Below are 21,529 nucleotides of genomic sequence, written 5' to 3'. Positions count from 1 at the left end.
GTAAACGAAATTGTTTCTCAAGTGGCCGGGTGACGAGAAATTCATGGTCAGACCATGGTGCAAGGGGGGCTGGGCGTGTGTTGCCTGTACGGGCCTCTTCGCGGGTGAACCCGCTCCTACGACGTGCGCGTATCGGGGGAGGGGGCACAAAAAACGCAGGCAAGAAAAAACCCACTAGCAAGCTAGTGGGTTTTTGTATGGTGCCCAGGAGAAGACTCGAACTTCCACGACCTTGCGGTCACTGATACCTGAAACCAGCGCGTCTACCAATTCCGCCACCTGGGCAAAGCTTTACATCATCTGCAGAAGGCGACTATCGTTCGCTTTCACACAGTAGTAACAGATCCTTGGTCATCTGCTACTTGAAAATACTTGGTGCCCAGGAGAAGACTCGAACTTCCACGACCTTGCGGTCACTGATACCTGAAACCAGCGCGTCTACCAATTCCGCCACCTGGGCACACATTCGAGGTTACTTGATGCTTTACAGCGTCGTTCATCTCTACTACAACTTCGGGGTTGTCCGTCGTTGTGGTGCGCACTATACGGACGCTCCCCAAGGCTGTAAAGCCCCCAATCGAAAAAAAATTCAAAAAATTCAACTTGTTGATTCCACAAGCCTATTTCTGCTGTTTATGCACTGCAGCGGGGGCTGTCCAAGGCAGACATTTCCGGTTTCAATACGCCTATGCCAGAATTCATATCTATATACCCCAAGGTGAACCCCTTCTGATGGCCGATTGGCAATCCCTCGATCCCGAGGCCGCTCGCGAAGCGGAAAAATACGACAACCCCATTCCCAGCCGTGAGCTGATCCTGCAGCGTCTCGCCGACCGAGGCGAACCTGCTGCCCGCGAGGAGCTGGCAAAAGAGTTCGGTCTGTATGAAGAAGACCAGATCGAAGCCCTGCGCCGCCGCCTGCGTGCCATGGAGCGCGATGGCCAGCTTATCTATACCCGGCGCGGCACTTATGCCCCGGTAGACAAGCTGGACCTGATCTGCGGTCGCGTCTCCGGCCACCGCGACGGCTTCGGCTTCCTTATTCCCGATGACGGCAGCGAAGACCTGTTCCTCAGCCCGTCGCAGATGCGACTGGTGTTCGACGGCGACCGTGGCCTGGCCCGCGTCTCCGGTGTCGACCGCCGTGGCCGCCGTGAAGGCGTGCTGGTCGAAGTCATCTCCCGTGCCCACGAAAGCGTGGTCGGCCGCTATTTCGAAGAAGGCGGCATCGGTTACGTAACCCCGGACAACCCGAAGATCCAGCAGGAAGTGCTGGTGACTGCCGGGCGTAACGGCGGTGCCAAGATCGGCCAGTTCGTCGAGATCAAGATCACCCACTGGCCAACGCCGCGCTTCCAGCCGCAAGGCGATGTGGTCGAAGTCATCGGCAACTACATGGCACCAGGCATGGAAATCGACGTTGCCCTGCGCAGCTACGACATTCCGCACGTCTGGCCCAACGATGTGGTCAAGGAGGCACGCAAGTTCCGCTCCGAAGTCGAGGAGAAGGACAAAGAGAAGCGTGTCGACCTGCGCCATCTGCCGTTCGTCACCATCGACGGTGAAGACGCCCGCGACTTCGACGATGCCGTTTATTGCGAACCGCTGGGCAAGCTGCGTCTGTTCTCCGGTGGCTGGCGCCTGTACGTGGCCATCGCTGACGTGTCCAGCTACGTGCGTCTGGGCTCTGCCCTGGATGTCGAAGCCCAGCAGCGCGGCAACTCGGTTTACTTCCCCGAGCGCGTGGTGCCGATGCTCCCCGAAGAGCTGTCCAACGGCCTGTGCTCGCTGAACCCGCATGTCGACCGGTTGGCCATGGTCTGTGAAATGACCATGAACAAAGCCGGCCAGATGGTCGACTACCAGTTCTACGAAGGCGTAATCCACTCCCATGCCCGCCTGACCTACAACAAGGTCAGCAGCATGCTCGAGCACTCGCGTACCCGTGAGGGCAAGGCGCTGCGCGAGGAATACAAGGAAGTCGTGCCCGACCTGAAGAACCTGTACAACCTGTACAAGGTGCTGGTGGAGGCGCGTCACACACGTGGCGCCATCGACTTCGAAACCCAGGAAACCCGCATCATCTTCGGCGACGAGCGCAAGATCGCCGAAATTCGCCCGACCGTGCGCAACGATGCTCACAAGCTGATCGAGGAATGCATGCTGGCGGCCAACGTGGCCACGGCCGAGTTCCTGCAGAAGCACGGCGTACCGGCCCTGTACCGCGTGCACGATGGCCCGCCGCCGGAGCGCCTGGAAAAACTGCGCGCCTTCCTCGGCGAGCTGGGCCTGAGCCTGCACAAGGGCAAGGACCCGTCGCCGAAGGATTACCAGGCCCTGCTGGCGAGCATTGCCGGTCGCCCGGACTTCCACCTGATCCAGACGGTGATGCTGCGCTCGCTGAGCCAGGCCGTGTACAGCACCGAGAACAACGGCCACTTCGGCCTGAACTACGAGGCGTACACCCACTTCACCTCGCCGATCCGTCGTTACCCGGACCTGCTGGTGCATCGCGCCATCCGCAGCATCATCCGCTCCAAGGTCGATACCCCGCACGTCAAGCGTGCCGGCGCCATGAGCATCCCCAAGGCGCGTATCTACCCGTACGACGAAAACACCCTGGAGCAACTTGGCGAGCAGTGCTCGATGACCGAGCGCCGGGCCGACGAGGCCACACGTGACGTGGTCAACTGGCTCAAGTGCGAGTTCATGAAAGATCGCGTGGGCGAGACCTTCCCGGGTGTGATCACGGCGGTGACCGGTTTCGGCCTGTTCGTCGAGCTGACCGATATCTATGTAGAGGGCCTGGTGCACGTCAGTGCGTTGCCAGGTGACTACTACCACTTCGACCCGGTACACCATCGCCTGGCTGGCGAGCGCACCGGTCGCAGCTTCCGCTTGGGCGACACCATCGAAGTCAAGGTCATGCGTGTTGATCTGGATGAGCGCAAGATCGACTTCGAAGTGTCGGAAAAGACCCTCGCCGCACCGATCGGCCGCAAGCAGCGTGGCGCCGCGCCGGTTGCCGAAAAAGCCGAGCAGCAGCCGGCAACCGAAGCGAAAGCCACGCCCAAGCCGCGCAGCCGCAAAAGCGAAGCGTCCGAAGCGTACTTCCCCAAGGATGCTGTGCAGCGAAACGCTGAAGTGCGTAAAAGCCGCGAGATGAAAAAAGCGCTGATGACCGACGCGCGCAGCAGTGCTGGCAGCAAATCGGAGAAAGGTGGCAAGCCGTCCGGCAAACCGACCAAGCACCGTAAAGGCCCGCCGAAGTCCGGCGCACCACGCAAAAACAAGAGCAATTCATGAGTCAGCTGGAAAAAATCTACGGCGTACACGCCGTGCAGGCATTGCTGCAGCACCATCCAAAGCGGGTCAAGCAGATCTGGCTGTCGGAAGGGCGCAGTGAGCCACGCCTCGAAACCTTGCTGGCGCTGGCCGCGGAAAACCGCGTGCCGGTCGGCCAGGCCGAGCGCCGTGAGTTGGATGCCTGGGTCGAAGGTGTGCACCAAGGCGTTGTAGCCGAGGTCAGTCCGAGCCAGGTGTGGGGCGAGCTGATGCTCGAAGAGCTGCTTGAGCGCACAGAAACGCCGCCGCTGATCCTGGTACTGGACGGCGTGACCGACCCGCACAACCTCGGCGCTTGTCTGCGTACCGCGGATGCGGCCGGTGCCACGGCAGTGATCGTGCCCAAGGACAAGTCCGCAACGTTGACGCCGGTTGTGCGAAAGGTGGCTTGTGGTGCCGCAGAAGTCATTCCGCTGGTGGCTGTGACCAACCTGGCGCGTACGCTTGAGAAGTTGCAGCAGCGTGGCCTGTGGGTAGTGGGTACCGCTGGCGAGGCCGAGCAGGAGATCTACCAGCAAGACCTGACCGGGCCACTGGTGATGATCATGGGGGCGGAAGGCAAGGGCATGCGCCGGCTCACCCGTGAGCATTGCGACTTCCTGGTGAAGTTGCCGATGGCAGGTAGCGTCAGCAGCCTTAACGTGTCGGTGGCGACCGGGGTTTGCCTGTTCGAGGCCGTGCGTCAGCGTCGGGCCAAGCGCTGATTCTCGGCCTGTTCCGGCCTCTTCGCGGGTGAACCCGCTCCTACAGGGTGATTGCGTTCCCCTGTAGGAGCGGGTTCACCCGCGAAAGGGCCCGCAGCCTGTAAATATGTTTCAGGCTGTTCAAATATTCACCAATCACCTTGCTTGTGCGCCCCGGCTTCTCTACAATTGCGCCCCTTGCCGAGCTGGCAGGCGCTCATGTGCCTCCCCTCCGTGCAAGACATACAGTGTCATTCACTCCTTGTCTGACCAGATTCACTGGCAGACTACTAACCCGTAAGGAGCATTCATGCGTCATTACGAAATCATCTTCCTGGTTCACCCGGACCAGAGCGAACAAGTCGGCGGCATGGTTGAGCGTTACACCAAGCTGATCGAAGAAGATGGTGGCAAAATCCACCGCCTGGAAGACTGGGGCCGTCGTCAACTGGCCTACGCAATCAACAATGTTCACAAGGCTCACTACGTGATGCTGAACGTTGAGTGCACCGGCAAGGCCCTGGCCGAGCTGGAAGACAACTTCCGCTACAACGATGCCGTTATCCGTAACCTGGTCATCCGTCGCGACGAAGCCGTTACCGGCCAGTCCGAGATGCTGAAGGCTGAAGAGAACCGCAGCGAGCGCCGTGAGCGTCGCGAGCGTCCTGAGCATGCTGACTCCGCCGAAGGCGACGACAGCAATGACAGCGACTCCAGCGATAACGCTGACGAGTAATCCACGGACCTTTAGAGGAGCCTATTAAATGGCACGTTTCTTCCGTCGTCGTAAATTCTGCCGCTTCACTGCTGAAGACGTGAAAGAGATCGACTTCAAAGATCTCAACACCCTGAAAGCTTACGTATCCGAAACCGGCAAGATCGTTCCAAGCCGTATCACCGGTACCAAAGCTCGTTATCAGCGTCAGCTGGCTACCGCTATCAAGCGCGCCCGCTTCCTGGCCCTGCTGCCCTACACCGACAGCCACGGCCGCTGAGACCGGGTCGTCGACAAGCAGTAAGGGATTAGCATGCGAGCGTTAGCAAGTTTCATCATGCGCGGTCGTGTGCAGGCCACCCTGGTGGTGGTCATCAGCGCGGTACTGCCGCTGCTGTTCTGGTTGAGTGCCGCTGCCGGCAGCCTTGTGCTGCTGCGGCGTGGGTTCAAGGATGCTACATCGGTCATCGCCGGCGGCTTGCTGGCCGGGCTGGCCGTGTGGGTCATGGGCGATCCCATCACCTTTCTGGTGATTGCGGGTGCCTTGGCCCTGGCCGCCATGTTGCGTGCCGAGCATCCCTGGAGCCGGGTGTTGCTCGCCAGTGCCGTGTTCGCCGTGGCTTTCAGCCTCGTGCTTGATCTGGCGCTGGCGCAAACCTTCGATGTGCTGGCCAAGGCGTTTGCCGAAGCCATGCCGCAAATCGAAGGGCAACCGGTGCTCTCCGGTGAGCTGATCCGCCCTGTGCTGGTCGCTTCCACAGCAGTGACGGTGCAATTGTTCAGTGTGCTGGCGTTGATGCTGGCGCGCTATTGGCAGGCAGCGTTGTACAACCCTGGAGGCTTCGGTCGCGAGTTTCGCGAACTGAAGTTGCCGAAACAGACCATGGCGGTCTTGGTGGCAGTGATGGTGGTGGCGCCGTTTATCGGCCCGCAGTTCATCATCCTGGCATCGGCTTCCAGCCTGGTACTGGTGCTGGCCGGCATCGCCTTGATGCACGGGCTGGTGGCACAGGGCCGACTGGCCGGTTTCTGGCTGGTGGGGATGTACGTGACGCTACCGCTGATCATGCAGCTGATTTATCCGTTGCTGATGGTTTTGGCCATTGTCGACAGCCTGATTGATTTTCGCGGTCGCAAGTCCCCTCCGGGGAAAGACTCCGCGAACGGTGAAGGTTAAAAGTTAAGAGGTTTTACCAAATGGAACTGATCCTGCTGGAAAAAGTCGCTAACCTGGGCAACCTGGGCGACAAAGTAAAAGTTAAGGCTGGTTACGGCCGTAACTTCCTGCTGCCATTCGGCAAGGCCACCGTTGCCAACGCCGCCAACCTGGCTGCGTTCGAAGAGCGTCGTGCCGAGCTGGAAAAAGCAGCCGCTGACAAGAAAGCTTCGGCTGAAAGCCGCGCTGCCCAACTGGCCGAGCTGGAAGTGACCATCACTGCCACCGCTGGCGACGAAGGCAAGCTGTTCGGTTCGATCGGCACCCACGACATCGCTGACGCCCTGACCGCCTCCGGCGTTGAAGTGGCCAAGGCTGAAGTTCGTCTGCCGAACGGCACCATCCGTCAGGTTGGCGAATACGACGTAGCCGTGCACCTGCACAGCGACGTTGAAGCCACCGTACGCGTGGTCGTCGTAGCTGCCTAAGCTGCGCTAACTGGCTGGCTCCTTGCGAGTCAGGCGGTTAACATCGGGCACGGTCCTGTTTTTGACAGGCCGTGCCCTTTGTCTTTTTCATCCTCCAGAATTCTTTCGTGGCCATGAACGAGATCACCACCTCCGAACAGCTTGACCTGCAAACCGCAGCCCTGAAGGTACCGCCGCATTCCATCGAGGCCGAACAGGCCGTGCTCGGTGGCCTGATGCTGGACAACAATGCCTGGGAGCGGGTGCTGGACCAGGTGTCGGACGGCGATTTCTACCGGCATGACCACCGGCTGATCTTCCGCGCTGTGCACAAGTTGGCCGACGCCAACCAGCCATTCGACGTGGTGACCCTGCACGAGCAGTTGGACAAGGAAGGCCTGTCCTCGCAGATCGGCGGCTTGGCTTACCTGGCCGAGCTGGCCAAGAACACCCCTTCGGTGGCCAACATCAAGGCCTACGCCGCGATCATTCGCGAGCGGGCCACGTTGCGCCAGCTGATCAGCATCAGTACCGACATCGCCGACAACGCGTTCAACCCGCAGGGGCGCAACGCTGCCGAGATTCTCGACGATGCCGAGCGGCAGATCTTCCAGATTGCCGAGGCGCGGCCAAAAACCGGCGGCCCGGTGGGCGTCAACGAACTGTTGACCATGGCCATCGATCGCATCGATACGCTGTTCAACTCCGACAGCGACATCACCGGTATTTCCACCGGGTACACCGATCTCGACGAAAAGACCAGCGGCCTGCAGGCGGCGGACTTGATCATCGTCGCCGGCCGTCCGTCGATGGGTAAGACCACCTTCGCCATGAACCTGGTGGAAAACGCCGTACTGCGGACCGACAAGGCGGTGCTGGTGTTCTCCCTCGAGATGCCAGGTGAGTCGCTGATCATGCGTATGCTCTCGTCTCTGGGGCGTATCGACCAGACCAAGGTCCGTTCCGGCCAGCTGGATGACGACGACTGGCCGCGCCTGACCTCGGCAGTGAACCTGCTCAACGACCGAAAATTGTTCATCGACGATACAGCGGGTATCAGCCCCTCGGAAATGCGCGCACGTACCCGCCGCCTGGCCCGTGAGCATGGTGAAATCGCCATGATCATGGTCGACTACCTGCAGCTGATGCAGATTCCGGGGTCGGCCGGTGACAACCGTACCAACGAAATTTCCGAGATTTCCCGCTCGCTCAAGGCCCTGGCCAAGGAATTCAACTGCCCGGTCATTGCCCTTTCGCAGCTGAACCGCTCGCTGGAACAGCGCCCGAACAAACGCCCGGTGAACTCCGACTTGCGTGAATCCGGTGCAATCGAGCAGGACGCCGACGTGATCATGTTCGTGTACCGCGACGAGGTGTACCACCCCGAGACCGAGCACAAGGGCGTGGCGGAAATCATCATCGGCAAACAGCGTAACGGCCCCATCGGCTTCGTGCGTTTGGCGTTTATCGGCAAGTACACCCGGTTCGAGAACTTGGCGCCGGGTATGTACAACTTCGATGACGACGAATAACTCATTGCGTTAGCAGGGGCCCTTGTAGGGGCTGCTTTGCGGCCCATCGCGACGCAAGGCCGCTCCCGCATTCGTTGCAACTCGGCCAAGGCGGGCAAAGGGCAACGCGCAACGGGCGACCATGGCCTTGCAGGTTTGGCGCGTTGCAACAAATGTGGGAGCGGCCTTGCGTCGCGATGCGCCGCGCGGGCGGCGCTCGATTTCACAGGCGCTGAAACTGCTGTGTCGTACACCTCGCGCCCTCACCACACCCACCAAACCAACCACCTGACGCCCCCCCCAACTGTCGCTCTACCCACCAATCCCCACGAATCCAGTCGGATTTGGTCAAAATTTGTGCTATATTCCGCGCCCGCGATTTCCCTGCACACCAGAACCGGTCACTGACATGCAAGCAGCCAAACCACTCTACGACTATCCCAAGTACTGGGCCGAATGCTTCGGGCCAGCACCTTTCCTGCCAATGAGCAGGGAGGAGATGGATCTGCTCGGCTGGGATTCCTGCGACATCATCATCGTGACCGGTGATGCCTACGTTGACCATCCGTCGTTCGGCATGGCCATCATTGGCCGTCTGCTGGAGGCCCAGGGCTTCCGCGTGGGCATCATCGCCCAGCCGAACTGGCAGTCGAAAGACGACTTCATGAAGCTCGGCGAACCGAACCTGTTCTTCGGTGTGGCCGCCGGCAATATGGACTCGATGATCAACCGCTACACCGCGGACAAGAAGATCCGTTCCGACGATGCCTACACCCCGGGTGGCCTGGCGGGCAGCCGTCCGGACCGTGCCAGCCTGGTGTACAGCCAGCGCTGCAAGGAAGCCTACAAGCATGTGCCGATCGTGCTCGGCGGCATCGAGGCTTCGCTGCGCCGCATCGCCCACTACGACTACTGGCAGGACAAGGTTCGTCACTCGATCCTGATCGACGCCAGCGCGGACATCCTGCTGTTCGGCAACGCCGAGCGTGCGGTGGTCGAGGTGGCCCAGCGCCTGTCCAACGGTGAGAAGATCGAGACCATCACCGACGTGCGCGGCACTGCCTTCGTGCGCCGCGATACCCCGCAGGGCTGGTACGAGATCGACTCCACCCGTATCGACCGCCCGGGGCGCGTCGACAAGATCATCAACCCGTACGTGAACACCCAGGACACCCAGGCCTGCGCCATAGAACAGGCCAAGGGCGACCAGGAAGACCCGAACGAAGCCAAGGTGGTGCAGATTCTCGACAGCCCGGCCGTGACCCGGGAAAAGTCGGTGATCCGCCTGCCATCGTTCGAAAAGGTGCGTAACGACCCGGTGCTCTATGCCCATGCCAACCGCGTGCTGCACCTGGAGACCAACCCAGGCAACGCCCGCGCGCTGGTGCAGAAGCACGGCGAAGTGGATGTGTGGTTCAACCCGCCACCCATCCCCATGAGCACCGAGGAAATGGACTACGTGTTCGGCATGCCTTACGCCCGTGTGCCGCACCCGGCCTATGGCAAGGAGCGCATCCCGGCCTACGAGATGATCCGTTTCTCGGTGAACATCATGCGCGGCTGCTTCGGTGGCTGTACCTTCTGCTCGATCACCGAACACGAAGGCCGCATCATCCAGAACCGCTCGCACGAGTCGATCCTGCACGAAATCGAAGAGATGCGTGACAAGGTGCCGGGCTTCACTGGCGTGGTCTCGGACCTTGGCGGGCCGACTGCCAACATGTACCGCATCGCCTGCAAAAGCCCCGAAATCGAGAAGCACTGCCGCAAGCCGTCGTGCGTATTCCCGGGTATCTGCGAAAACCTCAATACCGACCACAGCTCGTTGATCGAGCTGTACCGCAAGGCCCGTGCCTTGCCGGGTGTGAAAAAGATCCTGATTGCTTCCGGCCTGCGCTACGACCTGGCGGTGGAATCGCCGGAGTACGTCAAGGAACTGGTCACCCACCACGTAGGCGGCTACCTGAAGATTGCCCCGGAGCACACCGAGCGTGGCCCGCTGGACAAGATGATGAAGCCGGGTATCGGCACCTATGACCGCTTCAAGCGCATGTTCGAGAAATTCTCGAAAGAAGCGGGCAAGGAGCAGTACCTGATCCCGTACTTCATTGCCGCGCACCCCGGTACCACCGACGAAGACATGATGAACCTGGCCCTGTGGCTGAAGGGCAATGGCTTCCGTGCCGACCAGGTACAGGCGTTCTACCCGTCGCCAATGGCCTCGGCTACGGCCATGTACCACTCAGGCAAGAACCCGCTGCGCAAGGTGACCTACAAGAGCGAAGGGGTGGAGATCGTCAAGAGCGACGAGCAACGCCGTCTGCACAAGGCGTTCTTGCGCTACCACGACCCGAAGGGCTGGCCGATGCTGCGTGAAGCGCTGCAGCGTATGGGGCGCGCCGACCTGATCGGGCCGGGCAAGCACCAGCTGATTCCGGCGCACCAGCCGCAGACCGACAGCTACCAGAGCGCGCGCCGGAAGAACTCGACCCCGGCGGGGAGCCACAAGGTGGGCAAGGACCAGAAGATCCTCACCCAGCACACCGGCCTGCCGCCGCGTGGCAGCGATGGCAGCAAGCCGTGGGACAAGCGCGAAAAGGCCAAGGCCGAGGCGTTTGCGCGTAACCAGCAGGCGGCCAAGGAGCGCAAAGAGGCGAGCAAGGGCGGCAAGGGCAACAAGAAGCCGCGTCAGCCTGTCATTCCGCGTTAACTGATCGACTATTGAGGCTGCTTTGCAGCCCATCGCGATACAAGGCCGCTCCCCCATTGCCTTTGTGGGAGCGGCCTTGTGTCGCGAAAGGACCGCGAAGCGGTCCCAAAAGTCTCAGCTTCAATCAGGCTGCTTGTCGACCCACTTAGGCGCGACCGGCGCCACAAAGCTGTCCATCCCGTCCAGCAGCTCGTCCGGCTGCTGCCCCAGCAGTAACATCGCCCGGTGTTGCGGGCGCACGAAGCCTTCTTCGACGATATGGTCGAGGAACCCGCCCAGCTTGTCGTAGAAACCGTTCACATCCAGTAGCCCGAGTGGCTTGGCGTGATAGCCCAGCTGCCCCCAGGTCCACACTTCGAACAGTTCCTCCAGCGTACCCAGCCCTCCCGGCAAGGCAATGAAGGCATCGCTCAGCTCGGCCATGCGGGCCTTGCGCGCATGCATGCCATCCACCACTTCCAGGCGGGTCAGGCCTTTGTGGCCGACTTCAGCGTCCAGCAGGCTCTGTGGAATGATCCCGACCACTTCGCCGCCGGCCGCCATGGCCGCGTCGGCCACCACGCCCATCAAGCCGACCGCGCCACCGCCATACACCAGGGTCAAGCCACGGCGGGCAATGGCCTGGCCTAGCGCGACGGCTGCTTCACGGTAGGCAGGGTTGGCGCCCATGCTGGCGCCGCAGAACACACAAACGGAACGTACGGGCATTGCTCATCTCCTGTCACTCAGGCGCACAGGGTACGGCGCATGCCCGTCGCTTCCAAGGCCGGGTTCATTCTGGTCGGGAGAATTCGCAGATGGCTCCTGTGGTGCCGTGGGCGTAGGCAGCGAGCAGGCTATTGAGGAAGTTGGAGATGGGCATTTGGTATTGCTCCTAAATGAGAGGTTGTCCCATCGTCTAATAAAAGGGCATGATGTGCCCTTAGATTGGTTGTATACAATCCATTGAACAATTCTACTGGCTGACCGCTTGACACCCCCTTGACCCATATCAGCAAGGGGCTGAACGGTTTCAGGCAGTCTCGCAATTGATAAAACCCTGCCAAGGAGATTCATGATGTTTGCGAAAGCTGTAGCGGTATCCCTGCTGACCCTCGCCAGCGCTTCTGTCTTCGCCGCCGAGTGCTCGGTCACTGTCGACTCGACTGACCAGATGTCCTACACCAGCAAGGAATTCACTGTCGACAAGAGCTGCAAGGAATTCACCGTCAAACTGACCCACTCTGGCAACCTGCCGAAGAACGTCATGGGCCACAACCTGGTGATCAGCAAGACTGCCGACATGCAGGCCATTGCCACCGAAGGCATGAGCCAGGGTCTGGATAAGGACTACCTGAAGGCTGACAACGCCGCGATCATCGCCCACACCAAGATGATCGGCGCGCCTGAGAAAGAAACCGAAGTGAAGTTCGACACTTCCAAGCTGGAAGCCGGTGGTGACTACAGCTTCTTCTGCACCTTCCCGGGCCACATCTCGATGATGAAAGGCAAGGTCATCGTCAAGTAATCAAAGGCTGACGGCGAACCCTGTAGGAGCGGGTTCACCCGCGAATGCGTCGGTGGGTTCACCCTCGTATTCGCGGGTGAACCCGCTCCTACAGGTCTTTCTATCGCCTATCAAGGAGCGAACGGCAGTTCGCGCTTGTGCTGGGTCTTGCGGTAGGTGGCGACGATGATGTCGAACGCTGCCTGGTCAACCGGCTGCCCATGCAGGAAGGCATCGATCTGCGCGTAGGTCACGCCATGTGACGCCTCGTCCGGCTTGCCCGGCTCCAGGTCTTCGAGGTCGGCCGTTGGCACCTTTTCCACCAGTGACTCCGGCGCACCGAAGCTGCGCGCAATCGCCCGCACCTGATTCTTCACCAGCCCACTCAACGGCGCCAGGTCGCAGGCACCATCACCAAACTTGGTAAAGAAGCCCATCACCGCCTCGGCGGCGTGGTCGGTTCCGATCACCAGACCTGCGCGGGCGCCAGCGATGGTGTACTGGGCGACCATCCGGGTACGTGCCTTGACGTTGCCAACCACGAAGTCCACCAACGTCGGCGAGCCATTCTTCAGCGCCGCCACTTCAGCTGCCAATGCACGCACTGCCGGGGCGATATCCACCGTGTGAACTTCATCTGCCTTGATCACATCCAGGCATGCCTGGGCGTCATGCTCGTCATGCTGTACCTGGTACGGCAGGCGCACGGCAATGAACGTGTAGGCCTTGTCGCCGGTCTCGGCGCGCAGCTCGTTGATGGCGCGCTGGGCGAGCAGGGCGGCAGTCAGTGAGTCGACGCCACCGCTGATGCCCAGCACCAAGGTCTTGAGTCGAGCATTGGCCAGACAGTCCTTGATGAACGCCACCCGTCGGGCGACTTCGGCCTCGAGCGCTGCCGCGTCGGCGAACGGCGGCTGTACCTTCAGCGCCTGGGCAATCTCTTGCTGAACCGCTTGCATGGGTTACTCCTTGCTGGGGACTTTGAATACGTGACGCATGTAGGCGACGAAGTTCTCGTCGCGGCACTGGGTCTTGGCGGCTTCGTCAGAGATCTTGGCCACCGGCGCGCCGTTGCAGTCGGTCATTTTAAGCACGATGCTCATGGGTGCCACACCAGGGATGTCGCAGGTCAGGTTGGTGCCGATGCCAAAGCTGACGTTGATGCGGCCGCGCAGGGCGCGGAAAATTTCCAGCGAGCGGGTCAGGTTGAGGCCGTCGGAAAACACCAGGGTCTTGGTCATCGGGTCGATACCCAGTTTCTGGTAATGGGCAATGGCCTTTTCTGCCCAGGCTACCGGCTCGCCCGAATCATGGCGCAGGCCGTCGAACAGCTTGGCGAAGTACAGGTCGAAATCGCCGAGGAAGGCATCCATGGTGATGCAGTCGGTCAGGGCGATGCCGAGCAAGCCGCGGTACTCGCGTACCCAGCAGTCCAGCGCGGCGATCTGGCTGTCGATCAGCCGGGGGCCGAGCTGCTGGTGGGCCATGATCCACTCGTGGGCCATGGTGCCCAGCGGTTTGATATCCAGTTTCCATGCCAGGTCGACGTTGCTGGTGCCGACAAAACGGCCGGGGAAGTCGTCGCGCAGCACCCTTACCACTTCCTCCTGCACGCGGCTGGAAAAGCGCCGGCGGGTGCCGAAGTCGGCCACCTGCAGTTCGGCCAGCTCGTCGTCGCTGGCATGTGCACGCAGCCAGTCAAACTTGCGGTACAACTGATCCCGCGCCTCGGCCAGGCGCATGTGCGGGTGCAGATTGCGGTTGCGTACTTCGCTGATGATGGCCAGCAGCGGCACTTCGAACAGGATCACATGCAGCCACGGACCTTTCAGGCGCAGGAACAGCTGGTCGTTTTCGATGCCGACGTGCACGTAGCGCAGGTTGAAGCGGAACAGTCGCAGAAAGCGTAAAAAGTCGGGCTTGAGGAAGCTGATACGTTCGAGGAAGGCCAGCTGGCCATCGTCCAGGGTGAGGTCGCCAAGCCGCTCGAGCTCATTGCGAATTTCGCCGAGGTAGGGGCGCAGATCCTCACCGTTGCGGCAGCGGAATTCCCATTCGACGTCGGCGTCCGGGTAGTTGTGCAGCACGCCCTGCATCATGGTGAGTTTGTAGAAGTCGGTGTCGAGCAAGTTGTGCACGATGCGCTCGGCGAATGCGCTTTCGCTCATCAAGGGGGCTCCGGAAGCGGCGATTGGCGGCCATTGTGCCAGCCTTTTACCCCTTGTGTGGCTGTTCCGGCCTCTTCATGGCAAGCCCGCCCCTACACGGTGCGGGGACTTGTTCCTATTTTAGGCGCGGGCGTGCCCGCGAAGAGGCCGAAACAGCCAAAACAGAGGTGTTTTTCCGTGCACCAGCTAGCCTTGAAACGGTGCCGCCTGTAGCAGTCGCGCACCAGCGGTGTGCAGTTCGGTGACGTCCGCTGTTACAGGGCGGTTGCACGTAAACACTTGCCAGGGTTGCAATGATGGCACTCGACGGTTGCTCCTTGTCTGTACGTGTGGTGGCGCCTGCCGCGTGGCAGACGGTTGCACGCTCAATAAAGAAAAGGCCGCCCGTCGCCTACAGGCACCCTGCACAGTGTGTTTTCCCGGAAGACAAAACCGATGGCACGGCCCTTGCTCTGAGCACAGGGCTGAGTAGTTGTAGTGCCAACCAAAAAAACTCTAGGAGCACCACCTCATGTCGCAGACGTTTTACAAGAAAGGTTTCCTGGCTCTGGCCGTAGCTACGGCGCTGGGTGTTTCTTCGTATGTTCAGGCCGACGTCAAGATCGGTGTAGCGGGCCCAATGACCGGTGCCAACGCAGCGTTTGGCGAGCAGTACATGAAAGGTGCGCAGGCAGCGGCCGACAAGATCAACGCCGCCGGTGGCGTGAATGGCGAGAAAATCGTCCTGGTCAAAGGCGATGACGCCTGTGAGCCGAAGCAAGCCGTGGCCGTGGCCAACCGACTGGTCGACCAGGACAAGGTGATCGGCGTAGTGGGCCACTTCTGTTCCTCCAACACGATCCCGGCGTCCGAGGTATATGACGAGGCGGGCGTGATCGCCATCACCCCAGGCTCCACCAACCCAGCGGTCACGGAGCGCGGCCTGAGCGCCATGTTCCGCATGTGCGGCCGTGACGACCAGCAGGGTATCGTCGCTGGCGACTACATCGTCGACGTGCTCAAGGGCAAGAAGGTCGCGGTGTTGCACGACAAGGACACCTACGGCCAAGGCCTGGCTGACGCGACCAAGGCTCAGCTGAAGAAACGCGGCGTGGAGCCTGTGCTGTACGAAGGCCTCACCCGGGGCGAGAAAGACTTCAGCGCTGTGGTCACCAAGATCCGCTCTACCGGTGCCGACGTGGTCTATTTCGGCGGCCTGCACCCGGAAGCCGGCCCGCTGGTACGCCAGCTGCGCGAGCAGGGCCTGAAGGACGTCAAGTTCATGTCCGATGATGGCATCGTCACCGACGAACTGGTGTCTACCGCCGGCGGCGCGCAATACGTTGACGGCGTGTACATGACTTTCGGTGCCGACCCGCGCCTGCTGCCAGACAGCAAGGCGGTGGTGGAGGAGTTCCGCAAGGCCGGCACCGAACCTGAGGGCTACACCCTGTACGCCTACGCTTCGCTGCAGGCTCTGGCTGCCGCGTTCAATGGCGCGAAGTCGAACAAGGGCGAGGACGCTGCCAAGTGGCTCAAGGCCAACCCGGTGCAGACCGTCATGGGTGAGAAGAAGTGGGACAGCAAGGGCGACCTGACCGTGTCCGACTACGTGGTCTACCAGTGGGACAAGACCGGTAAATACCACCAGCTGGAAAAACAAAAATAACAACGGCCCGCGGCCCGGGCGGTTGCTCGGGCCCAAGCCCCGCGGTACCTGTCTTTATTCGTAGATCTGCACAGTTCTGCGCTGCGAGGGCCCCGCACAGGTGGCCCGCGCCGTGGTCGGCGCTCGTGCAATCTCAATCAGGTGAGATTGCGTTATGGATGGTATTTTCCTGCAGCAACTGGTCAACGGCCTGACCCTCGGGTCGGTCTATGGCCTGATCGCCATCGGCTACACAATGGTCTATGGCATTATCGGCATGATCAACTTCGCGCACGGCGAGGTGTACATGATCTCCGCTTACCTCGCGGCGATCAGCCTGGCATTGCTGGCTTACTTCGGTGTCGAATCGTTCCCCCTGCTGATGCTGGGCACCTTGTTGTTCACCATCGTCGTCACCGGCGTTTATGGTTTCACCATCGAGCGCATCGCCTACAAACCGCTGCGTAACTCCACCCGCCTGGCACCGCTGATCAGTGCCATCGGCATTTCGCTGATCCTGCAGAACTACGCACAGATCAGCCAGGGCGCCCGCCAGCAAGGCGTGCCAACCCTGCTGGAAGGGGCTATGCGTGTCGAAGTCGGGTCCGGCTTCGTGCAACTGACTTATACCAAGATCTTCATCCTGGTGGCGGCCTTTGTCGGCATGGGCCTGCTGACCTACGTGATCAAGTACACCAAGCTCGGCCGCATGTGCCGTGCTACCCAGCAAGACCGCAAGATGGCCTCGATCCTGGGTATCAACACCGACCGGGTAATCTCCTACGTGTTCGTCATCGGTGCAGTGATGGCCGCCCTGGCCGGCGTGCTCATCACCATGAACTACGGCACCTTCGACTTCTACGCCGGCTTCATCATCGGTATCAAGGCGTTCACCGCCGCTGTGCTCGGTGGCATCGGCTCGCTGCCTGGCGCGATGCTCGGCGGGATCATCCTGGGTATTTCCGAGTCGCTGTTCTCCGGCCTGATCAACTCCGACTACAAGGACGTGTTCAGCTTCTCGCTGCTGGTGATGATCCTTATCTTCCGCCCACAAGGCCTGCTGGGTCGCCCGCTCGTGGCTAAGGTGTGAACATGTCCGTTGCCAAAACTGCCTCTCTTAGCGAAACCAAGGGTTTCGACCTTAAACGCAGCCTGCTGGAGACCATTGTCGCTGGCCTGCTGGCACTTATCGTGTTTGGTCCGGTCGTTGGTGTGGTGCTCGACGGCTACACCTTCAATGCCGAGCCGCGCCGCGTGGCCTGGCTGGTCGGCGGTGTGATGGTGGGGCGCTTCCTGCTCAGCCTGTTCCTGCAGACTGCCCCTGGGCTGCGCATGCTCCAGGGCTTCGACAGCGGGGGATCGGGCGTGCATGTGAGCGCCCCGGACTACAAGTCACGCCTGCGCTATATCATCCCCGCGCTGATCGTGATTGCCATCGTCTTCCCGATCTTCGCCAACAAGTACCTGCTGACCGTGGTCATCCTCGGCCTGATCTACGTATTGCTGGGCCTTGGCCTGAACATCGTGGTCGGCCTGGCCGGCCTGCTCGACCTGGGTTACGTGGCGTTCTATGCCATCGGTGCCTACGGCCTGGCGCTGGGTTATCAATACCTGGGGCTGGGCTTCTGGAGCGTGCTGCCGCTGGCGGCCATCGCTGCGGCGCTGGCGGGGTGCATCCTCGGCTTCCCGGTGTTGCGCATGCACGGTGACTACCTGGCGATCGTGACGCTGGGCTTTGGCGAGATCATCCGCCTGGTGCTGAACAACTGGCTATCGTTCACCGGTGGCCCCAACGGCATGCCGGCACCTTCACCCACCTTCTTCGGCCTTGAGTTCGGCCGCCGGGCCAAGGATGGCGGGGTGCCGATCCATGAGTTCTTCGGCTTCGAATACAACGCCAACCTCAAGTTCGTGTTCATCTATGCGGTGCTGTTCATGGTCGTGCTGGCGGTGCTGTACATCAAGCACCGCCTGACCCGCATGCCGGTCGGCCGGGCCTGGGAAGCGCTGCGCGAAGACGAGATCGCTTGCCGTTCGATGGGCCTGAACCACGTATTGGTCAAGCTCTCGGCGTTTACCCTTGGCGCCTCTACCGCCGGCCTGGCCGGGGTGTTCTTTGCCACCTACCAGGGTTTCGTCAACCCGTCTTCATTCACCTTCTTCGAGTCGGCGTTGATCCTCGCCATTGTCGTACTGGGGGGTATGGGCTCGACCGTGGGCGTGGTCATTGCGGCGTTCGTGCTGACCGTGGCGCCAGAGCTGCTGCGCAGCTTCTCCGAATACCGGGTGCTGCTGTTCGGCGTGCTGATGGTGCTGATGATGATCTGGCGACCGCGTGGGCTGATCCGCATCAGCCGTACCGGTGTGACCCCGCGTAAAGGAGTGGCGCCATGAGCGACGATATCATTCTCTCGGTCGACAACCTGATGATGCAGTTCGGTGGCATCAAGGCGCTCAGCGATGTCAGCCTGAAGGTCCGGCGCAACCAGATCTTCGCCCTGATCGGCCCCAATGGCGCCGGCAAGACTACGGTGTTCAACTGCCTGACCGGCTTTTACAAGGCCAGTGGCGGGCGCATCGAGCTGAACGTGCGCGGCAGCCATACCAACGTGATCCAGCTGCTCGGTGAGCGCTTCCAGCCGGCCGACTTCGTTTCGCCTGCGCGCTTTGCCAACCGCATGTACTACAAGATGTTCGGCGGTACCCATTTGGTCAACCGCGCCGGCCTGGCACGCACCTTCCAGAACATCCGGCTGTTCAAGGAAATGTCGGTGGTGGAGAACCTGCTGGTGGCGCAGCACATGTGGGTCAACCGAAACCTGCTGGCAGGTGTGTTCAACACCAAGGCCTATCGCAAGGCGGAGAGCGATGCGCTGGACCACGCCTTCTACTGGCTGGAAGTAGTGGACCTGGTCGATTGTGCCAACCGCTTGGCCGGCGAACTGTCGTACGGCCAGCAGCGCCGCCTGGAAATTGCCCGGGCCATGTGCACGCGGCCGAAGATCATCTGCCTGGACGAACCGGCGGCGGGCCTGAACCCGCAGGAAACCGAAGCACTCAGCCGCATGATCCGTGTGCTGCGTGACGAGCACGACATCACTGTGGTGCTGATCGAGCACGACATGGGCATGGTCATGAGCATCTCCGACCATATCGTGGTGCTGGACCACGGCAATGTGATTGCCGAAGGTGCGCCGCAGGACATCCGCCACAACCCGACGGTGATTGCCGCCTACCTGGGTGCAGACGAAGAGGAACTGGTATGAGTGCACCCATTCTCGAGCTGAAAGACCTGGACGTGTTCTATGGGCCGATCCAGGCACTGAAGAAAGTCTCGATGCACATCAACGAGGGCGAGACGGTAAGCCTGATCGGCGCCAACGGTGCCGGCAAGTCGACCCTGCTGATGTCGATTTTCGGCCAGCCGCGGGCGGCATCTGGGCATATCGTGTACCGCGGCACCGACATTACCCGCAAATCCTCGCACTACATCGCCTCCAACGGCATTGCCCAGTCGCCGGAGGGGCGCCGGGTGTTTCCCGACATGACCGTCGAGGAAAACCTGATGATGGGTACCATCCCCATCGGCGACAAGCATGCCGACGAAGACATGCAGCGCATGTACGAGCTGTTCCCGCGGTTGAAGGAGCGGCGTAACCAGCGGGCCATGACCATGTCGGGTGGCGAGCAGCAAATGCTGGCGATTGCCCGGGCGCTGATGAGCCGGCCGAAGTTGTTGTTGCTGGACGAGCCCTCGCTGGGGCTGGCGCCGATCGTGGTCAAGCAGATTTTCTCGACCCTGCGAGAACTGGCCAAGACCGGGATGACCATCTTCCTCGTGGAACAGAACGCCAACCATGCGCTGAAACTGTCGGACCGGGCCTATGTGATGGTCAACGGGCAGATTCGCATGACCGGGACCGGGCAGGAACTGTTGGTCAATGAGGAAGTGCGTAACGCTTATCTGGGCGGGCACTGAGTTGTATGCAGGGGCTGCAATGCAGCCCCCTTCTCAATGTGGAAAACTTGTCATTCCCTTCTCCCGAAACACACCCATATTCCTTCGCAAGCCATTGTTTCCACAGGCCAACTCTTTTCCACGGATAGTGTGGAGCCGCCTGTGGAAAACATGGTGGCATATCGCTCAAGGCCTTGAGTATCAAGCCCTGTAGCGATTTGATCATTTTTTGTTCATATCCCCGTTGTGGATGATTTTCCCATGCTTTCAACATCTCTAGGTGCGCTTCAAGTGCAGTGCCAACCCTGTGGATAACTCTGTGTAAAAACCTTGGACAGACCGCTGCAGGCGGCATGTTTGAAAGCCTTGCGCCATCACCGCCAAGATATCCACCGACCACAATCCGCTGAAAGGGTTCCGTGCAGTGGACAAGTTGCCCCCAATCCGTGGGGAAAGCCTTGTGGATAACATGCGCATACCTGGCGGCGAGCCTTCTGCTGCAAGGGTTTGCAGAATATGAACAAAAAATGAACAGCCCCTGAACGGGTTGCTGCCAAGGCCAGCCGCGGGCATGCTGCAAAGCTGCCATGACAACCTACCGTGAGGAACACAGCATGACGTCCACCGTATTCATCACTGGCGCGACTTCCGGTTTCGGCGAGGCCACCGCCCGCCGCTTTGCAGAAGCCGGCTGGAAGTTGGTACTCACTGGGCGCCGCAAAGAGCGCCTGGACGCCCTGTGCGCTGAACTGTCGGCCAAGACCGAAGTGCATGGACTGGTGCTGGACGTGCGTGACCGCAAGGCCATGGAGCAGGCTATTGCCAATCTGCCGGCCGGCTTTGAAAAAATTCGCGGTCTGGTCAACAACGCCGGCTTGGCGCTGGGTGTGGATGCTGCGCAGAACTGCAGCCTGGATGACTGGGAAACCATGGTCGACACCAACATCAAGGGCCTGATGTACACCACTCGCCTGCTGCTGCCACGGCTCATCGCCCATGGCCGCGGCGCGTCGATCCTGAACGTCGGGTCGGTGGCGGGCAACTACCCGTACCCGGGCAGCAACGTGTATGGCGGCACCAAGGCCTTCGTCGGCCAGTTCTCGCTGAGCCTGCGTTGCGACCTGCGCGGTACAGGCGTGCGTGTGAGCAACATCGAGCCGGGTCTGTGCGAGAGCGAGTTCTCGCTGGTGCGCTTCGGGGGTGACCAGGCCAAGTACGATGCTACCTACGCGGGTGCGGAGCCGATCCAGCCACAGGATATTGCCGAGACCATCTTCTGGATCCTCAACCAGCCGGCGCACATCAATATCAACAGCCTGGAACTGATGCCGGTGAGCCAGGACTGGGCAGGGTTCTCGATCGACCGATCAAAAGGCTAAGCAGGAGGCGCGAACCGGAACGATCCGGTTCGCGAAGCAACGCATCGCTCAGTTGATATAGTAAAAGCTGGTTCTTTCTTTAGGAATGATGCCTAACGCTTGAAGGACATCGTTGATGGCGTCATGCCGGCCCATGTCCTCGGCCGTTGCTTTGCAATTGATGACACGGCGCAGGCTTAGCAGGTAGCTGAGTTTGCCATGGGAGTGCTCGTCATAGCGGTGGCCGTGATCGATTATCTTCTGTGCCGCTCGGTTGATCTGCTCTTCGACAAATGCCTTGAAGGCTTCTGCTTCCATGTTGGTTACTCCTGAACGTTCGAGAAA

At 60.7% G+C, this 21,529-nt stretch carries 19 protein-coding genes and 2 tRNA genes; 15 read left to right on the top strand and 6 right to left on the bottom strand.

All coding sequences use genetic code 11. From position 1 onward, the window contains the following. Positions 1–198 precede the first annotated feature (198 nt). Positions 199–285, bottom strand: a tRNA-Leu gene (locus tag I8746_RS00605). An 88-nt stretch (positions 286–373) separates the two neighbouring features. Next, positions 374–460: transfer RNA gene (locus I8746_RS00600), tRNA-Leu, on the bottom strand. A 272-nt stretch (positions 461–732) separates the two neighbouring features. Here I8746_RS00600 and rnr point away from each other — a divergent pair. From rnr to I8746_RS00560, 8 genes are all read left to right on the top strand, one after another. Continuing rightward, positions 733–3,306 carry a ribonuclease R gene (rnr, locus tag I8746_RS00595; protein WP_003249552.1) on the top strand — a complete coding sequence of 858 codons (2,574 nt, stop codon included), beginning with the start codon at positions 733–735 and terminating at the stop codon, positions 3,304–3,306. Continuing rightward, on the top strand, positions 3,303–4,049 hold the full coding sequence (rlmB, locus tag I8746_RS00590; protein ID WP_014754614.1) for a 23S rRNA (guanosine(2251)-2'-O)-methyltransferase RlmB: 747 nt from the start codon (positions 3,303–3,305) through the stop codon (positions 4,047–4,049). The genes rnr and rlmB overlap by 4 nt, the downstream gene beginning before the upstream one ends. 289 nt (positions 4,050–4,338) lie before the next feature. Next, on the top strand, positions 4,339–4,764 hold the full coding sequence (rpsF, locus tag I8746_RS00585; RefSeq protein ID WP_003249557.1) for a 30S ribosomal protein S6: 426 nt from the start codon (positions 4,339–4,341) through the stop codon (positions 4,762–4,764). A gap of 28 nt (positions 4,765–4,792) precedes the next feature. Beyond that, positions 4,793–5,023, top strand: a complete 231-nt coding sequence (gene rpsR / locus I8746_RS00580; RefSeq protein WP_003249563.1) for a 30S ribosomal protein S18 — start codon at positions 4,793–4,795, stop codon at positions 5,021–5,023. Positions 5,024–5,056: 33 nt separating this feature from the next. Beyond that, positions 5,057–5,920: a hypothetical protein gene (locus I8746_RS00575; protein ID WP_012053856.1), complete on the top strand. Its 864-nt coding sequence runs from the start codon at positions 5,057–5,059 to the stop codon at positions 5,918–5,920. Between the two features lie 20 nt (positions 5,921–5,940). Then, on the top strand, positions 5,941–6,387 hold the full coding sequence (rplI, locus tag I8746_RS00570) for a 50S ribosomal protein L9 (protein WP_003249568.1): 447 nt from the start codon (positions 5,941–5,943) through the stop codon (positions 6,385–6,387). A 113-nt stretch (positions 6,388–6,500) separates the two neighbouring features. Continuing rightward, complete coding sequence (gene dnaB / locus I8746_RS00565) at positions 6,501–7,898, top strand: replicative DNA helicase (RefSeq protein WP_003249571.1); 1,398 nt, start codon at positions 6,501–6,503, stop codon at positions 7,896–7,898. Between the two features lie 388 nt (positions 7,899–8,286). Then, positions 8,287–10,587, top strand: coding sequence for a YgiQ family radical SAM protein (locus tag I8746_RS00560; RefSeq protein ID WP_003249577.1), 2,301 nt, complete (start codon positions 8,287–8,289; stop codon positions 10,585–10,587). A 120-nt stretch (positions 10,588–10,707) separates the two neighbouring features. Here I8746_RS00560 and I8746_RS00555 read toward each other — a convergent pair whose 3' ends face one another. Then, positions 10,708–11,295 (bottom strand): TIGR00730 family Rossman fold protein, encoded by a 588-nt coding sequence (locus I8746_RS00555; RefSeq protein WP_003249578.1) that lies wholly within the window; start codon positions 11,293–11,295, stop codon positions 10,708–10,710. Between the two features lie 349 nt (positions 11,296–11,644). Between I8746_RS00555 and azu the strand changes: the two genes are divergently transcribed. Further along, positions 11,645–12,094 (top strand): azurin, encoded by a 450-nt coding sequence (gene azu, locus I8746_RS00550; RefSeq protein ID WP_003249580.1) that lies wholly within the window; start codon positions 11,645–11,647, stop codon positions 12,092–12,094. Positions 12,095–12,204: 110 nt separating this feature from the next. Here the strand turns inward: azu and nadE are convergent, their stop codons facing one another. Beyond that, complete coding sequence (gene nadE / locus I8746_RS00545; protein WP_003249583.1) at positions 12,205–13,032, bottom strand: ammonia-dependent NAD(+) synthetase; 828 nt, start codon at positions 13,030–13,032, stop codon at positions 12,205–12,207. A gap of 3 nt (positions 13,033–13,035) precedes the next feature. Beyond that, a complete protein-coding gene (pncB, locus tag I8746_RS00540; RefSeq protein WP_064613810.1) occupies positions 13,036–14,241 on the bottom strand; it encodes a nicotinate phosphoribosyltransferase in 1,206 nt (401 codons plus the stop codon). A gap of 511 nt (positions 14,242–14,752) precedes the next feature. Here pncB and I8746_RS00535 point away from each other — a divergent pair. The 6 genes from I8746_RS00535 (at position 14,753) to I8746_RS00510 (ending at position 21,205) form a co-directional block, all read left to right on the top strand. Beyond that, positions 14,753–15,889, top strand: coding sequence for a branched-chain amino acid ABC transporter substrate-binding protein (locus I8746_RS00535; protein ID WP_014860425.1), 1,137 nt, complete (start codon positions 14,753–14,755; stop codon positions 15,887–15,889). A gap of 154 nt (positions 15,890–16,043) precedes the next feature. Beyond that, entirely contained in the window at positions 16,044–16,958 is a 915-nt protein-coding gene (locus I8746_RS00530) for an ABC transporter permease subunit (RefSeq protein ID WP_003249590.1), read from the top strand. Between the two features lie 2 nt (positions 16,959–16,960). Then, positions 16,961–18,262 carry a high-affinity branched-chain amino acid ABC transporter permease LivM gene (gene livM / locus I8746_RS00525; RefSeq protein WP_221099807.1) on the top strand — a complete coding sequence of 434 codons (1,302 nt, stop codon included), beginning with the start codon at positions 16,961–16,963 and terminating at the stop codon, positions 18,260–18,262. Beyond that, positions 18,259–19,134, top strand: coding sequence for an ATP-binding cassette domain-containing protein (locus tag I8746_RS00520; RefSeq protein ID WP_003249594.1), 876 nt, complete (start codon positions 18,259–18,261; stop codon positions 19,132–19,134). The genes livM and I8746_RS00520 overlap by 4 nt, the downstream gene beginning before the upstream one ends. Continuing rightward, positions 19,131–19,847: an ABC transporter ATP-binding protein gene (locus tag I8746_RS00515; protein ID WP_004576969.1), complete on the top strand. Its 717-nt coding sequence runs from the start codon at positions 19,131–19,133 to the stop codon at positions 19,845–19,847. Before I8746_RS00520 ends, I8746_RS00515 begins: the two co-directional genes overlap by 4 nt. A 593-nt stretch (positions 19,848–20,440) precedes the next feature. Further along, entirely contained in the window at positions 20,441–21,205 is a 765-nt protein-coding gene (locus I8746_RS00510; RefSeq protein WP_003249597.1) for an SDR family oxidoreductase, read from the top strand. A 48-nt stretch (positions 21,206–21,253) separates the two neighbouring features. Here I8746_RS00510 and I8746_RS00505 read toward each other — a convergent pair whose 3' ends face one another. Beyond that, on the bottom strand, positions 21,254–21,502 hold the full coding sequence (locus I8746_RS00505) for a hypothetical protein (protein ID WP_012053847.1): 249 nt from the start codon (positions 21,500–21,502) through the stop codon (positions 21,254–21,256). Between the last annotated feature and the right edge of the window lie 27 nt (positions 21,503–21,529).

It is taken from the genome of Pseudomonas sp. USTB-Z, from assembly GCF_019691255.1.
Classification (GTDB): domain Bacteria; phylum Pseudomonadota; class Gammaproteobacteria; order Pseudomonadales; family Pseudomonadaceae; genus Aquipseudomonas; species Aquipseudomonas alloputida.
This window is presented reverse-complemented; position numbering and strand designations above follow the sequence as displayed.